The sequence below is a fragment of the Pseudomonas sp. S09G 359 genome, assembly GCF_002843605.1.
Lineage (GTDB): Bacteria > Pseudomonadota > Gammaproteobacteria > Pseudomonadales > Pseudomonadaceae > Aquipseudomonas.
Genome location: NZ_CP025263.1, coordinates 3,029,734 through 3,043,850 on the forward strand (window position 1 = coordinate 3,029,734; position 14,117 = coordinate 3,043,850).

Here is a 14,117-nt window from a genome sequence, read left to right on the forward strand (position 1 = left end):
TTATTGGGTGAGGAAGTCGCCGAAGGCGTCGAAGAAACCGTCGAAGTCGTCCCACGGGATCATGTGGCCTGCGTTGGGCACGCGGGCGACCTGAATACTCGGTTGCAAGGCCTGGATTTCGGCGATGTCCGCATCGAGGATCACCCCGCCGCGGCCGGCCACCATCAACAGGGCAGGGGCCTTGAGGTGGGGCAGGTGCTGGTGGAAGTCCACCTCGTGGAAGTCATTGAAGGCACGCACGATGGCCGGCTCGTAGCAGGTGTGCAGCCATTCGGCGCGCAGCTGCAGTTGTGCTTCGGTCCAGGTGGCGCAGAACGCGCGCATCGCCTCTGCATCCATGCCGACCAGGGATTGGCGGATCGAGTCGACGTACCACGGTAACTTGCTCGGGTATTCGCGGCGGCCCGGGCCGGACACCGGCGGGTCGATCAGCACCACGCGGTTCACGCCCTGGGGGTGTTTGACCGCACTGTGCACGGCAAAACGCGCGCCCATGGAGTGGCCGACCAGGTGGTAGCTGCCCAGCTTGAGCGCATCGGCGAAGGCGCCAATGTCGTCGCTGCAGGTGTCCGCGCTGTAATCCAGTTCGGGGCCGGAAGAGGATAAGCCGCGACCGCGCACGTCCAGCACATACGTGTCGAACTGCGCGCCAAGGCGCTCGGCCACAAACCCCCAGGTGATCGCCGGGCTGGTGATGCCGGGTATGAGGATCAGCGCCGGGCCCTGGCCGCCGTAGCGCAAGTAGTGCTGGCGGATGCCATTGGCCTGTACGTTGCCGCCGTAGAGAAAGCTGCTCACGCGGCCACCCCCGATTTCAGCTCCTGGGCGTACAAGTCATAGCCATATACCCACGCCGGGTCTTCCTGGGTGCGCAGCCAAGTGTTGGCGTTGGACACCGCCTGTACGCGGGACGCACGTTCCTTGCGGTTGGCCTCATACAGTTGGAAGGCGGTGCGGTAGTCGCTGATGCCGGTTTCCTGCAGGCAGCGTGTGAGCATCGCGGCGTCTTCGATGGCCATGCCGGCGCCCTGGGCCATGTGCGGTTTCATCGGGTGGCAGGCATCGCCCAGCAACACCAGGCGGCCTCGGCTCCACAGCGGCAACGGGTTACGGTTGCGCAGCGGCCATTTGGTCACGCTTTCGGTGGACTCGATCAGTGCTTGCACGGTGGGATGGTAGCCCTTGAAGGCATCGAACATCTCTTCGCGGCTGCTGTCGACGAAGGCGCCCTGGAAGTCCCATTCGGCGTGGGGTACGCCGGTCACGTAGTAGTACTCGTCACGTTTGCCGGTGGTGTAGTACACCATCATGTGGCGGTCTTCGGTCCACCACTTGATGCAGTCTTCGAACTTCAAATCGTACTTGGCCAGCTGGTCGCCACGGATCAGTGCGCGGTGCGCCACCCAGCCGCTGTACAGCGGTTTTTCCACGCCGAGCAGTTCTTCGCGGATCTTCGAATTGATGCCGTCGGCGCCGATCACGATATCGGCGTAGGTCACTTCGCCGTCGGCGAAGGTCAGGCGCACCTGGGTGTCGGTTTCTTCGAGGGTTTCCAGGCGCTTGTTGAAATGCAGGGTGCCGGGCTTGAGGGTGGACATCTGCAAGGCGTGCAGGTCGCCGCGGTGCACGGTGATATAGGACGCGCCGTAGCCGGTGAGAGGGATGCGCGAGAGGTAGTCGCCGGTTTCGCCGCAACGGCTGAACCAGTGCTCGGGGTGCGAGCCCATCAGGTCCAGCTGTTTTTCGATGCCCATGCGGCGGAAGATTTTCATGATGTTGGGGCCCATGTGGATCCCTGCGCCCAGGCGGGAAAACTCCGGCGCCTGTTCATAGATGTCTACGTCGAAACCGGCTTGTTGCAACAGGGTGGCTGCTGCGGCACCGCCCAGGCCGGCACCGACAATGGCGATTTTTTGTGTGCTTCCCATGGGGCGTGATCCTCTCTCTTTTTGGTTTCGGCGGCGTCTGTCCGCAAGGCATTTAAAGTGTATACGCTCATTTTTTGAAATGGGAAGACTGCTGGTGAAATTTTATTTTTGCCTGTACTGGCTTTGTTTAACCGGTCGTAGCTAGCAAATGTTGGGTATGTGTGGATATGTAACGTTTTGGCTCGACGCTTGCAGTCCGCCTGCAATTCAGGTCTTATCGTTATTAATTGGCGTATACGCTATAAAAATGCACTAAGGTGAAGCGCGACGCCTGAACTTGGTGCAGCCCACAGGAGACAGGAACATGCCGGTAAGCGATTGCGAACTCACCCAGATGTTTGAACATGTGTTGACGCTGTCCAAGGTCGACCCGACCCAGAGCGTCGCCGTGCTCAAGAGCCATTACTCCGACCCGCGCACGGTGCGCGCCGCCATGGACGCCGCGCAGCGCCTGGGGGCCAAGGTGTACGCAGTGGAGCTGCCGGCGTTCAACCATCCCAAGGCGATGGGCAATGACATGACCGCCTACTGCGGTGACACCGCGCTCACCGGCAATATCGCTGCGCAACGGGCGTTGGAGGCTGCCGACCTGATCGTTGACACCATGATGCTGCTGCACTCGCCGGAGCAGGAGCAGATCCTCAAGACCGGTACGCGCATCCTCCTGGCCGTAGAGCCACCGGAAGTGCTGGCGCGTATGCTGCCCACCGAAGCAGACAAGGTGCGCGTGCTGGCGGCCGAACAGATGCTGAAGAAGGCGCGCTCGATTCAGGTGAAATCCCGCGCCGGCAGTGATTTTCGCGCGGCATTGGGCCAATACCCGTCGGTGACCGAGTACGGCTTTGCCGATGAGCCTGGGCGTTGGGACCACTGGCCGAGCGGTTTCCTGTTTTCCTGGCCCAACGAAGAAACGGCCGAGGGCGTGCTGGTACTGGATATCGGCGACATCCTGCTACCGTTCAAGACCTACACCCGCGAGAAGATCACCCTGGAGATCGAGAAGGGTTTTATCACCCGCATCCACGGCGGGTTCGAGGCCGAGTACCTGCGCGACTACATGAAGTATTTCAACGACCCTGAGGTGTATGGCATCTCCCATATCGGCTGGGGTTTGCAGCCAAAGGCGCAGTGGACGGCCATGGGCCTGCACGACAAGAACGACGGCATGTGCATGGATGCGCGGGCGTTCTATGGCAATTTCCTGTTCTCTACCGGGCCAAATACCGAAGTGGGCGGCACGCGCAAGACGCCGTGCCATATGGATATCCCGCTGCGGCATTGCGATGTGTATCTGGATGATGAGGCAGTGGTGATTGCGGGGGACGTGGTTGCACCGCAAGCCTCCCTGGCACGCTGAATATTCAAATGTGGGAGGGAGCTTGCCCCCGATAGCGGTGGGTCGGTTGCAAATAAGCTGACGGGTACACCGCTATCGGGGGCAAGCCCCCTCCCACATTTTGATTGTGTTGACCTTGAGAACATCCACCAAGCCCGCCATCATGCCTCCCCAACGCCCACCACCCACCGAGCCTCGCCGTGCCTGATTCCTACGTTTTTTCTGAACAAGTTGGCCACCTGTTGCGCAAGGCCTACCAGCGCCACCTGGCGATTTTTCAGCAGAATGTCGGCGATTCCCAGCTCACCGCCGTGCAGTTCGTGACCCTGTGTGCGCTGCGCGATCACGGTGCAAGTTCTCTCACCGAACTGGTCAAGGCGACTGCCGTGGACCAGGCAACCATTCGCGGTATTGTCGAGCGGCTCAAGGCCAAGGAGTTGATCAGCCTGGAGCCCGACCCCCAGGACAAGCGCAAAGTCGTGGTCGACCTGTCTCCCGCAGGCGCTGAACTGGTCGCGCAAACCGCGCCCCGCGCGGCGCAGATCAGTGAGTTGACCATGAGCAACCTCAACCCGGCAGAACGGGTGGCGGTGCTGTTTTTGCTGCGCAAGATGATCGACGATCCCCAAGAGTGACGGTTGTACTGAGTGAGCCATTTTGGCTAGTGAGCTGTTGTTGCAAGTGAGCTGTTTTTTGTGGCGAGCGAGCTGTTGTGGCAAGTGTGCTGTTGTGGCGAGCGAGCTTGCTCGCGTTGGGCTGCGCAGCGGCCCCCAAAAAGCTGGGAGCGCTTCGCACTCCAACGCGAGCAAGCTCGCTCGCCACGAAAAACAGCTCACCACAAAGAAACAGCTCACCACAAAGAAACAGCTCACCACAAAAAAACCAGCTCACCTCCGGCAGCTCAATCTGCCCTTGGCACCGTTTTTGCTCTGAGTTGATGTAGTGGTCACTTCATCAGTCATGTGTGTCGCGAGACCCCAGGTCCGCGATGCTTTTTTTTGGCTGTTTCATGTAGTAGCTGCTTCATCAACTGTTACGGGCGAAGCGAATGATCAGCCAGCACATCACGGTAACGCTTGAGGTCAATGGCAACACCTGCGAAGTCAGCGCCATGGCGGACACCCCGCTCTTGCTGGTGCTGCGCAACGACCTGGCGCTCAACGGCCCGAAGTACGGCTGCGGCCTGGGGGAGTGCGGCGCTTGCACGGTGATCATCGATGGCGTCGCTGCACGGTCCTGCGTATTCCCCTTGGCCGGCGCGGCAGGGCGCGAGATTGTCACCCTCGAAGGCTTGGGCACACGGCAGGCGCCACACCCGGTGCAGCAAGCCTTTATCGATGAGCAGGCGGCGCAATGCGGCTACTGCCTCAACGGCATGATCATGACCACCAAGGCCTTGCTCGACCGCAACCCCAACCCCAGCGAAGCCCAGGTGCGCAACGAGCTGTCGGGCAACCTCTGCCGCTGCGGTACCCATATCGAAATCCTGCGTGCCGTGCTGCGTGCCGCGCGCCTTATGAGCGTGGATTGATGACCATGAGCCTTTCCCGAGACCAGTGGCTGGCCAAGGCCGGTGTTTTGTTGATTGTCGATGACGTGCTGCCGCCCTCGGGCCCCGTGGCAAAAGGTGGCACGCCAACCGTAAAGCCCAAGGAATTGGGGTTGTTTATCGCCGTCAACGATGACGGCCTGGTGTATGCGTTCAATGGTCATGTGGATCTGGGCACCGGCATCCGCACCGCGCTGGCGCAGATCGTTGCCGAAGAGTTGGACCTGACCCTTGAGCAGGTCACGATGGTGCTTGGCGACACCGAGCGTGTGCCCAATCAGGGCGCAACGATTGCCAGTGCGACGTTGCAGATCTCCGCCATCCCGCTGCGCAACGCGGCGGCTGAAGCCCGGCGTTTTCTGTTGGCGCGGGCGGCGGGGCGTTGGGGTGTCAGCACGGCCAGCCTCAAGGTTGAAGCCGGGGTTATCCATGCGGCAGACGGGCGCAGCATCAGTTATGGCGAGCTGGTCCGTGGCCAGCACGACCAGTTGCGCATCAGCGGCGATGCACCACTGAAGGCCATCGAAGACTACCGTCTGGTGGGCAAGGGCGCCGCGCGCGTGGATATCCCCGGCAAGGCCACCGGCGAGTTGACCTACGTGCACGACATGCGCGTGCCCGGCATGCTCCATGGCCGCGTGGTGCGCCCGCCGTATGCCGGGTTGGATTGCGGTGAGTTTGTCGGCAATAGCCTGCTGAGTGTGGATGAAGCGTCTATCGCGCATATCCCCGGGGTTGTCGCGGTGGTGGTGATCCGCGATTTTGTCGGCGTGGTCGCGCTGCGCGAAGAACAGGCGATCAAGGCCGCCCATGAGCTGCAGGTACAGTGGAAACCGTGGAATAACGCGCTGCCGGACATGAGTGATGTAGAGCAGGCCATCCGCGACAACCCACGGGTGCGTCGCACGGTGCTCGATCAGGGCGATGTCGACCAGGCCCTGGCAGGCGCCAGCCAGCGTATGCCACGCAGTTATCTGTGGCCGTATCAGATGCATGGCTCGATAGGCCCGTCCTGTGGCGTCGCCGATTACCAGGAACACGGCAGCCGCGTGTGGTCCGGCAGCCAGAACCCGCACCTGCTGCGCGCGGATCTTGCCTGGTTGCTGGAATGCGACGAAAACCTGATCGATGTGATCCGCATGGAAGCCTCCGGCTGCTACGGGCGCAATTGCGCGGACGATGTGTGCGCCGACGCTTTGCTGTTGTCGCGTGCCGTGGGCAAGCCGGTGCGTGTGCAGCTCACCCGTGAACAGGAACACCTGTGGGAACCCAAGGGTACGGCGCAGTTGATGGAGGTGGACGGCGGCCTCAACGCCGATGGCAGCATTGCCGCCTACGACTTTGCTACCAGCTACCCATCCAACGGCGCGCCGACCCTGGCGCTGCTGCTCACCGGCCGCGTCGAGCCGGTGGCGGCGATGTTCGAGATGGGCGACCGCACCTCGATCCCGCCCTACGCGATCGACAACCTGCGCGTGACTATCAATGACATGGCACCCATCGTGCGCGCGTCATGGATGCGCGGTGTGTCGGCGTTGCCCAACACCTTTGCGCATGAATCCTATATCGATGAGCTGGCGTTTGCCGCCGGCGTCGATCCGGTGGAGTATCGCCTGCGTTACCTCAAGGATGAGCGCGCCATCGACCTGGTGAAGTCCACCGCTGAACGTGCCAACTGGGCGCCGCGCACCGCACCGATGCAGACCGCCAATGAGGACCACCTGCTGCGTGGTCGCGGCTTCGCCTACGCGCGCTACATCCACAGCAAATTCCCCGGCTTCGGCGCAGCGTGGGCGGCGTGGGTGGCGGATGTCGCCATCGACAAACACACTGGCGATGTGTCGGTGACGCGGGTGGTGATCGGGCATGACTCGGGGATGATGATCAGCCCGGCGGGGGTACAGCATCAGATCCACGGCAACGTGATCCAGTCCACCAGCCGCGTGCTCAAAGAGCGCGTGACCTTTGAAGAGTCGACGGTGGCGAGCAAGGAGTGGGGCGGTTACCCGATCCTGACCTTTCCCGAGGTGCCGCAGATTGACGTAATGCTGATGCCGCGCCAGGACCAGCCGCCCATGGGCGCCGGCGAGTCGGCCTCGGTGCCGAGTGCGGCGGCCATTGCCAATGCGATCTACGATGCCACCGGCATTCGTTTTCGCGAGTTGCCGATCACCCCCGAACGGGTGCTGGCCGCCCTCAATGCAGGCACCTTGGGCGAACCGGCCAAGTCCCCGGAAAAACGCCGCAAGTGGTGGTTTGGCGCGTTGTTCGCCGCCTTGGGCGCACTGCTGGCAACCGCCTGGCCGTTCCACAATGAAATTGCGCCGATTGCACCGCCCAGTGCCGGCACCTGGTCCAAGGCGACCCTGGAGCGCGGGCGCCTGCTGGCCGCGGTGGGCGACTGCGCGGTGTGCCACACGGCGCCCGGTGGCGCGCCGAATGCCGGCGGGCTGGCGATGCAGACGCCGTTCGGCACGTTGTACAGCAGCAATATCACCCCGGATGTGCATACCGGAATTGGTGCCTGGTCGTACCCGGCGTTTGAGCGGGCGATGCGTGACGGCATTGGCCGCGATGGGCGCAACCTGTACCCGGCGTTTCCCTACACGGCGTTTCGCAATATCAACGATGCGGACATGCAGGCGCTGTACGCCTACCTGATGTCCCAGGCCCCGGTGAGCCAGGCGCCGACGCCGAATGCAATGAAGTTCCCGTTCAATCTTCGGCCCTTGATGGCGGGGTGGAATGCACTGAACTTAAGGCGCGGTGAAATCACCCCGCAGCCTGAGCGCAGTGAGCAATGGAATCGTGGGAATTATCTGGTGAATGGGCTGGGCCACTGTGCTGCGTGCCATTCGCCACGAAATCTGATGGGGGCGGAGAAGGGCGGCAAGTCCTTTCTCGCAGGCGGCACGGTGGACGGCTGGGAGGCGCCGGCGCTGACGGGCTTGTCCAAAGCGCCCACGCCGTGGACCGAGGACCAGTTGTTCAGCTATCTGAGCACCGGTTACTCCGATGCCCATGGTGTGGCGGCGGGCCCGATGGGGCCGGTGGTGAGTGAACTGTCGAAATTGCCCAAGGCGGATATCCGTGCGATGGCGGTGTACCTGGCGTCGTTGAATGGCGAGGCCGTTGCCCAAGTGCAGGTGGCGACTACGGTGCCCAATCCCAACGGCCGACGGGTATTCGAAGGGTCGTGCAAGGCCTGTCATGCCGACGGCCTGGGGCCGAGGTTGTTCGGGGTGAGTCCGTCGCTGGCGACCAATACCAATGTGTTCAGCGACCAGCCGGATAACTTGATCAAGGTGATTCTGCAAGGCATCAGCAAGCCGGCGACCAGGGATTTGGGGTATATGCCGGGGTTCAAGGACAGTTTGTCGGATAGCCAGGTGGCGGATTTGGCCGAATACTTGCGCGGGCAATTTGCGCCGAATGCGCCGCAGTGGAAGGGACTGGCGCAAAGGGTTGCACACCTTCGCGCGAACCCCGGTACTCACTGACACAATTGAGATCCAAATGTGGGAGGGGGCTTGCCCCCTCCCACATTTGGATCTCATTTTTGCCGGGAGAGAGGGGATACTCCGTTGACTATCAGGTCGGTAATAAACCCCAGCCAATCCTGCTGCTGGCCTTTATCCGCCAGGTCTTGATCCAGAAACGAGCTAAGGGTGTGTCGGTTGGAGTTATAGAAGTAGCACAGCGAAGCGATCATCAAGTACACGTGCTTGAGGTCTACATCCTCGCGGAACACGCCCTGGGCCTGGCCGGCCTCGATGATCGGGCGCAGCACGCCGACCGCTTCCCCCGACAACCTGCGCATCTCGCCAGACTGCTTGGCGTGCTTGCCCTGGTGTAGATTCTCGATGCTCAGGATCGCCACGAACTCCGGGTGCTTGACGTAGTAGTTCCAGATAAACGCCACCAGCTCGCGCAGGGCCTGCACAGGTGAATCCAAGTCCAGCTTGAGTTTGCTTTCGGCTTTGTTGAACTGTTCATAGGTGTGTTCGAGCACGCAGACGAACAGGTGCTCCTTGCTGCCGAAATAGTAATAAAGCATGCGGTCGTTGGAGTCGGCTTCCTTGGAGATGGTGTCGACACGCCCGCCGGAATAGCCGTCGCGGGTGAACACCTTGACCGCCGCCTGCAGGATGCGCGCACGCGTCTGATCGGCCTGTTGGGCCCGAATACCGGTCTTTTTGATCACCATCTCAAAGCGCCTTGCAGACAGTCAGGGCGCGAAATATAGCATGGGCTTTTTGCCGTCCGTTCTGTGACCGACAAGTTCTGTAATAAAAACGCCATTGCGCTGGGGATTAAATCCGCAACGGGCTATTTTGGTGCGTCTCAATAACTAGAGTAGCCATGGATGAAATACCAACCCTTCAGCCGTACCTTGATTGCCACTGCACTGGTGTTGACGGTCAGCGGTGTGCAAGCCGCTTCCCAGGCCCCGGTGGCCGGTGAAAATGGCATGGTGGTGACGGCCCAGCATTTGGCCACTCATGTGGGCGTGGATGTACTCAAGGCCGGCGGCAACGCGGTGGATGCGGCCGTGGCGGTGGGCTATGCGCTGGCAGTGGTGTACCCGGCGGCGGGTAACCTCGGCGGCGGCGGTTTCATGACCGTGCAACTGGCAGACGGGCGCAAGACCTTCCTCGACTTCCGCGAAAAAGCCCCGCTGGCGGCCACCGCCAATATGTACCTGGACAAGGACGGCAACGTCATCGACGGGCTGAGCGCCAAGGGTCACCTGGCCGTGGGTGTGCCCGGCACCGTGTCCGGCATGGAACTGGCCCTGAGCAAATACGGCACCCTCAAGCGCGCCCAAGTGATTGCCCCGGCGATCAAGCTGGCGGAAAACGGCTTCGCCCTGGAACAGGGTGATATCGACCTGCTGCACACCGCCACCGGCGAGTTCGAGAAAGACAAAGACCTGCGCGGGATCTTCCTGCATAACGGCCAGCCGATGCAGGTGGGCCAGAAGCTGGTGCAGAAAGACCTGGCCAAGACCCTCAAGGAAATTTCCGCCAAGGGCAGCGACGGCTTCTATAAAGGTTGGGTGGCCAAGGCCCTGGTGGATTCCAGCCAGGCCGGCAAGGGCATCATTACCCAGGCTGACCTCGACAAGTACAAGACCCGCGAACTGGCGCCCATCGAGTGCGACTACCGGGGTTACCACGTCGTCTCCGCGCCGCCACCCAGTTCCGGTGGTGTGGTGATCTGCCAGATCATGAACATCCTCGAAGGCTACCCGATGGCCGACCTGGGCTACCACTCGGCCCAGGGCCTGCACTACCAGATCGAAGCGATGCGCCACGCCTATGTGGACCGTAACAGCTACCTCGGCGACCCGGACTTCGTGAAGAACCCGATCGCCCATCTGCTGGACAAGGACTACGCGGCCAAGCTGCGCGCTGCCATCGAACCGCAGAAAGCCGGGGATTCCCAGGCGATCAAGCCCGGTGTGTCGCCCCATGAAGGCAACAACACCACCCACTATTCCATCGTCGACAAGTGGGGCAACGCGGTGTCCGTCACCTACACCCTCAACGACTGGTTCGGTGCGGGCGTGATGGCCAGCAAGACCGGGGTGATCCTCAACGACGAAATGGACGACTTCACCGTCAAGGTCGGCGTGCCGAACATGTACGGCCTGGTCCAGGGTGAAGCCAACGCCATCGCCCCAGGCAAGGCGCCGCTGTCGTCGATGAGCCCGACCATCGTGACCAAGGATGGCAAGGCCGTGATGGTGGTGGGCACGCCAGGGGGCAGCCGCATCATTACTGCTACCTTGCTGACCATCCTCAACGTGATCGACTACAAGATGAACATCCAGGAAGCCGTGGACGCGCCGCGTTTCCACCAGCAGTGGATGCCGGAAACCACCAACCTGGAGACCTTTGCGGTGAGCCCGGATACGCAGAAAATCCTCGAAAGCTGGGGCCACAAGTTTGCCGGCCCGCAGGATGCCAACCACTTGGCGGCGATCCTGGTGGGCGCGCCTGCATTGGGTGGCAAACCGGTAGGCAATAACCGCTTCTATGGCGCGAATGATCCGCGCCGCAATACGGGCTTATCGCTGGGTTACTAACGCCTGACGCGGTGTAAAACTGTGGGAGGGGCGGTGCGACGATTCGACTTGCTTGCGAAGGCGGTGTGTCAGCAACACATTGATTGACTGACACACCGCTTTCGCGAGCAAGCCCGCTCCCACATTTAAGTGCAGTGTTTATGGCTGAAGGAGTTGTTCCACTGCAGTAAACGCCGCCGTGCGGCGCTCCTCCCAATCGCCGCGAATCACCAGCACTGGCTGGCGATGCTGGTACATCCAGTCCAGGCTCTCCTGGAAAAACGCCTGACGGTCCGCCAGCTCCGGCTGGCAGCGCTGGCCGTCGGCGCTCCACTCCACATCTTCGGGCGACAGCAGCAGGTGCAGGTCGTAGTGGCGGGCCAGCAGCTCATCGTCCAGCCAGACCGGGCAGTCGCCGAACAAGGTCTGGCTCCACAGTGTATTGGTGAGCAGGTGTGTGTCGAGGATCAGCAGGCGTGGCTGTTGGGCGCGGGCGGCGTCCTCCCAGGCCAGTTGGCCACGGGCGATGGCCGGGATATCCGCCAGCGTGGTGTCGCGCTGGTGGTGGTCGATGAAATACCGCACATATTCACCCACCATCAGCCCGCCAAAGTGCGCGTGCAACTCAGCGGCCAGCCAGCTTTTACCGCTGGATTCAGGCCCTGCCAGTACCACCACCTTCATGCCTGTAACGCCGGGTCGGCGCGCCACTCGCGCCAGCCCTGTACGGCAATCACGGTGAACAACGCGTACAGCGCGGCGGTGAGGTACAGGCCTTTATAGAGGAACAGCCCGACGAAGATCACATCCACGGCAATCCACAGCGGCCAGCATTGCACGCGTTTCTGCGCCATCCACATTTGCGCCACCAGGCTGAAGCCGGTGAGGGCGGCGTCGAGCCAGGGCTGCGCGGCGTCGGTCCAATGGGCCATGGCGGCGCCGAGCAACAGGCTGAAGACGGCGCCGACGGCGAGGCTGAGCATGATCGCCGGTACCCCCAGGCTGGTGACCTGGCGCCCTTGCTTGACCGCGCCGGCGCGCGTCCACTGCCACCAGCCGTACAGTTGCAGCACGGCGTAGACCACTTGCAGCAGCATGTCGGAATAGAGTTTTACCTCGAAGAACACCCAGGTGTAGAGCAACACCATTACCAGGCCAATGGGCCAGCACCAGGGGTTCTGCTTGACCGTCAGCCAGACGGCGATCACCCCCAGGGCAGCGGCGAACAGTTCAAGCCCGGACATGGCGGTTCCTTGAGGGAGTGGGAGAGGGCGGGGATTGTAACCAGAGGCAAGCCATCTTCAAAACAGCGGAGGGCAAATGTGGGAGGGGCGGTGCGACGGTGTATCAGCTAGCTTATCTGCAGCTGACGCAACGCCATCGGGGGCAAGCCCCCTCCCACATTTTCAACCGAGTCAGATTTTGAATTGGCGCAGTAGCCCGTCGAGTTGTTCGCTTAGGCCACGCAATTGTGTGCTGGCCACACTCGACTGCTCTGCGGCCAACGCCGTGCTGTGGGACAGCCCAGCAGCTTGGGTCACGTTCTGGTTGATGTCTTCCACCACATGCGCCTGTTGCAGGGTGGCGCTGGCAATTGAGGCGTTCAGGCCGTTGAGGTTGCGCAGTGCCTGGCCGATGGCGGTGAGGCTGGCGCCGGCCTGGCCGGCTTGTTCGATGGTCAGTTGTGACGCGCTATGGCTGTCGCTGATCACCTTCACCGCGGCTTCCGAATGGCCTTGCAAACGTTCGATCATCACCTGGATTTCAGCGGTGGATTTCTGCGTGCGCTGGGCCAGCAGGCGCACTTCGTCGGCCACCACGGCAAACCCACGGCCTTGTTCGCCGGCGCGCGCGGCTTCAATCGCGGCGTTCAGCGCCAGCAGGTTGGTCTGGTCGGCGATGGAGCGGATCACTTCGAGTACGCCGCCGATCTGTGTGCTTTCGCTGGACAGGGTACGAATCACCTCCACGGCCTGGCTGATGGTGGTGGACAGCTGATCGATCTGTTGCAGGCTGCTGTCGATATTGACCTGGCCCTGCTGCGCCTGGGCCTGGGCGTCGCGCATTTCACTGGCGGCGTGTTCGGCGTTCTTGGCGACGTCCTGTACGCCGTAGGTGACCTCATTGATCGCGGTAGCCACCAGTTCCATCTGCTGTGACTGTTGCTGGCTACGGTCATGGGCCTGGGTGGCGTTGGTGCCCAGTTCCAGGGAGGACTGGCCCAGGGCATTGGCGCACACCTGCAGTTGGCTGACCACTTGGCGCAGCTTGGCGGTAAAGCTGTTGAAGTGCTGGGACAGTTGGGTCACTTCATCGCGGCCATGGGTGTCGAGGCTGCGGGTCAGGTCGCTTTCACCACTGGCGATATTGCCCATGGCGTTCACGGCTGCCTGCAACGGCCGCACGATGCTGCGGGCGATCAGCGCCACCAGCAAGCCCATCACCAGCGCGATGCCCAGGCCAATAAACGAGGCTTTCCACACCTGGCCGCTGAATTCGGCCTGCACATCGTCCACGTACACGCCGGAACCGATGATCCAGCCCCACGGCTCGAACAGCTGGATATACGAGGTTTTCGCCACTGGCGCGTCGGCACCCGGCTTGGGCCAGCGGTAATTGACGATGCCGGCGCCTTTGGCCTTGGCCAGGATCACGAACTCGTTGAACACCGCAAACCCGTCCGGGTCGCGGATCGCCGAGAGGTTCTGGCCGTCGAGCTTGGGGTTGGCCGGGTGCATGATCATCACCGGCGTGAGGTCGTTGATCCAGAAATAGTCGTCATGGTCATAACGCAACCCGCGCACCGCGCTCAGGGCTTGTTTCTGGGCGGCTTCGCGGGTCATGACGCCGGTGGTTTCGAGCCCGTGATAAAACGTCAGGATCCCGCTGGCGGTCTGGACCACGTGTTGGGTCTGCTGGCGCTTGGCCTGGTAAAGGTCGTCATGGATCTGCTTGAGCATCAGCAAACCCAAGGCCAGCAGCATCAGCACGGCGACTATCAGGATCAGCCAGAGGCGTCGGCTGATCGACATATTGCGCAAACTGTTCATCGTCCTGTCACTCCGTGCTTTTTATAATTGTGGGCGTTGCATCGACTTTTCCCGCTTGTCTGATAGGCTTTCGGCCTGAAATCGGAAAACCTGAGTTCCGCCTGATTTTTCACGCAATTTTTGCAGGCCGGCGTTGAAAATAAACGCCCGGCCGTGCCGTCAGTGAACCACTAAAAAAGATCAA

11 protein-coding genes are annotated in these 14,117 nt (G+C 61.7%); 5 read left to right on the top strand and 6 right to left on the bottom strand.

The window, feature by feature from the left end; all coding sequences use genetic code 11:
- Together CXQ82_RS13555 and CXQ82_RS13560 are read right to left on the bottom strand one after the other, a co-directional pair.
- The gene (locus CXQ82_RS13555) at positions 1–798 is read right to left on the bottom strand and encodes an alpha/beta fold hydrolase (RefSeq protein ID WP_101269728.1); all 798 of its coding nucleotides are present in this window, start codon (positions 796–798) and stop codon (positions 1–3) included.
- Positions 795–1,928: an FAD-dependent monooxygenase gene (locus CXQ82_RS13560; RefSeq protein WP_101269731.1), complete on the bottom strand. Its 1,134-nt coding sequence runs from the start codon at positions 1,926–1,928 to the stop codon at positions 795–797. The genes CXQ82_RS13555 and CXQ82_RS13560 overlap by 4 nt, the downstream gene beginning before the upstream one ends.
- Positions 1,929–2,232: 304 nt before the next feature.
- On the opposite strand from CXQ82_RS13560, the gene CXQ82_RS13565 reads away from it, so the two are divergent.
- From CXQ82_RS13565 to CXQ82_RS13585, 4 genes are all read left to right on the top strand, one after another.
- Complete coding sequence (locus CXQ82_RS13565; RefSeq protein ID WP_101269735.1) at positions 2,233–3,285, top strand: 2,5-dihydroxypyridine 5,6-dioxygenase; 1,053 nt, start codon at positions 2,233–2,235, stop codon at positions 3,283–3,285.
- Positions 3,286–3,464: 179 nt separating this feature from the next.
- The gene (locus CXQ82_RS13570) at positions 3,465–3,899 is read left to right on the top strand and encodes a MarR family winged helix-turn-helix transcriptional regulator (RefSeq protein WP_025858281.1); all 435 of its coding nucleotides are present in this window, start codon (positions 3,465–3,467) and stop codon (positions 3,897–3,899) included.
- 413 nt (positions 3,900–4,312) lie between these two features.
- Positions 4,313–4,795 (top strand): (2Fe-2S)-binding protein, encoded by a 483-nt coding sequence (locus tag CXQ82_RS13580; protein ID WP_101269741.1) that lies wholly within the window; start codon positions 4,313–4,315, stop codon positions 4,793–4,795.
- Positions 4,795–8,313, top strand: a complete 3,519-nt coding sequence (locus CXQ82_RS13585) for a molybdopterin cofactor-binding domain-containing protein (RefSeq protein WP_101269743.1) — start codon at positions 4,795–4,797, stop codon at positions 8,311–8,313. The genes CXQ82_RS13580 and CXQ82_RS13585 overlap by 1 nt, the downstream gene beginning before the upstream one ends.
- A gap of 53 nt (positions 8,314–8,366) precedes the next feature.
- Here CXQ82_RS13585 and CXQ82_RS13590 read toward each other — a convergent pair whose 3' ends face one another.
- Positions 8,367–9,020 carry a TetR family transcriptional regulator gene (locus CXQ82_RS13590; protein ID WP_101269746.1) on the bottom strand — a complete coding sequence of 218 codons (654 nt, stop codon included), beginning with the start codon at positions 9,018–9,020 and terminating at the stop codon, positions 8,367–8,369.
- A 159-nt stretch (positions 9,021–9,179) separates the two neighbouring features.
- On the opposite strand from CXQ82_RS13590, the gene ggt reads away from it, so the two are divergent.
- Positions 9,180–10,904 carry a gamma-glutamyltransferase gene (gene ggt, locus CXQ82_RS13595; protein WP_101269748.1) on the top strand — a complete coding sequence of 575 codons (1,725 nt, stop codon included), beginning with the start codon at positions 9,180–9,182 and terminating at the stop codon, positions 10,902–10,904.
- Positions 10,905–11,042: 138 nt separating this feature from the next.
- Here the strand turns inward: ggt and CXQ82_RS13600 are convergent, their stop codons facing one another.
- From CXQ82_RS13600 to CXQ82_RS13610, 3 genes are all read right to left on the bottom strand, one after another.
- Entirely contained in the window at positions 11,043–11,567 is a 525-nt protein-coding gene (locus tag CXQ82_RS13600; RefSeq protein WP_101269750.1) for an AAA family ATPase, read from the bottom strand.
- Positions 11,564–12,127, bottom strand: a complete 564-nt coding sequence (pnuC, locus tag CXQ82_RS13605) for a nicotinamide riboside transporter PnuC (protein ID WP_101269752.1) — start codon at positions 12,125–12,127, stop codon at positions 11,564–11,566. The genes CXQ82_RS13600 and pnuC overlap by 4 nt, the downstream gene beginning before the upstream one ends.
- A 171-nt stretch (positions 12,128–12,298) precedes the next feature.
- Positions 12,299–13,933, bottom strand: coding sequence for a methyl-accepting chemotaxis protein (locus CXQ82_RS13610; RefSeq protein WP_101269754.1), 1,635 nt, complete (start codon positions 13,931–13,933; stop codon positions 12,299–12,301).
- Positions 13,934–14,117: the final 184 nt, after the last annotated feature.

Coding starts and splice junctions, on each gene's coding strand:
- CXQ82_RS13560 (WP_101269731.1), bottom strand. CDS start 1,928: ATGGGAAGCACACAAAAAATCGCCATTGTCGGTGCCGGCCTGGGCGGT.
- CXQ82_RS13565 (WP_101269735.1), top strand. CDS start 2,233: ATGCCGGTAAGCGATTGCGAACTCACCCAGATGTTTGAACATGTGTTG.
- CXQ82_RS13580 (WP_101269741.1), top strand. CDS start 4,313: ATGATCAGCCAGCACATCACGGTAACGCTTGAGGTCAATGGCAACACC.
- CXQ82_RS13585 (WP_101269743.1), top strand. CDS start 4,795: ATGACCATGAGCCTTTCCCGAGACCAGTGGCTGGCCAAGGCCGGTGTT.
- CXQ82_RS13590 (WP_101269746.1), bottom strand. CDS start 9,020: ATGGTGATCAAAAAGACCGGTATTCGGGCCCAACAGGCCGATCAGACG.
- ggt (WP_101269748.1), top strand. CDS start 9,180: ATGAAATACCAACCCTTCAGCCGTACCTTGATTGCCACTGCACTGGTG.
- CXQ82_RS13600 (WP_101269750.1), bottom strand. CDS start 11,567: ATGAAGGTGGTGGTACTGGCAGGGCCTGAATCCAGCGGTAAAAGCTGG.
- pnuC (WP_101269752.1), bottom strand. CDS start 12,127: ATGTCCGGGCTTGAACTGTTCGCCGCTGCCCTGGGGGTGATCGCCGTC.
- CXQ82_RS13610 (WP_101269754.1), bottom strand. CDS start 13,933: ATGAACAGTTTGCGCAATATGTCGATCAGCCGACGCCTCTGGCTGATC.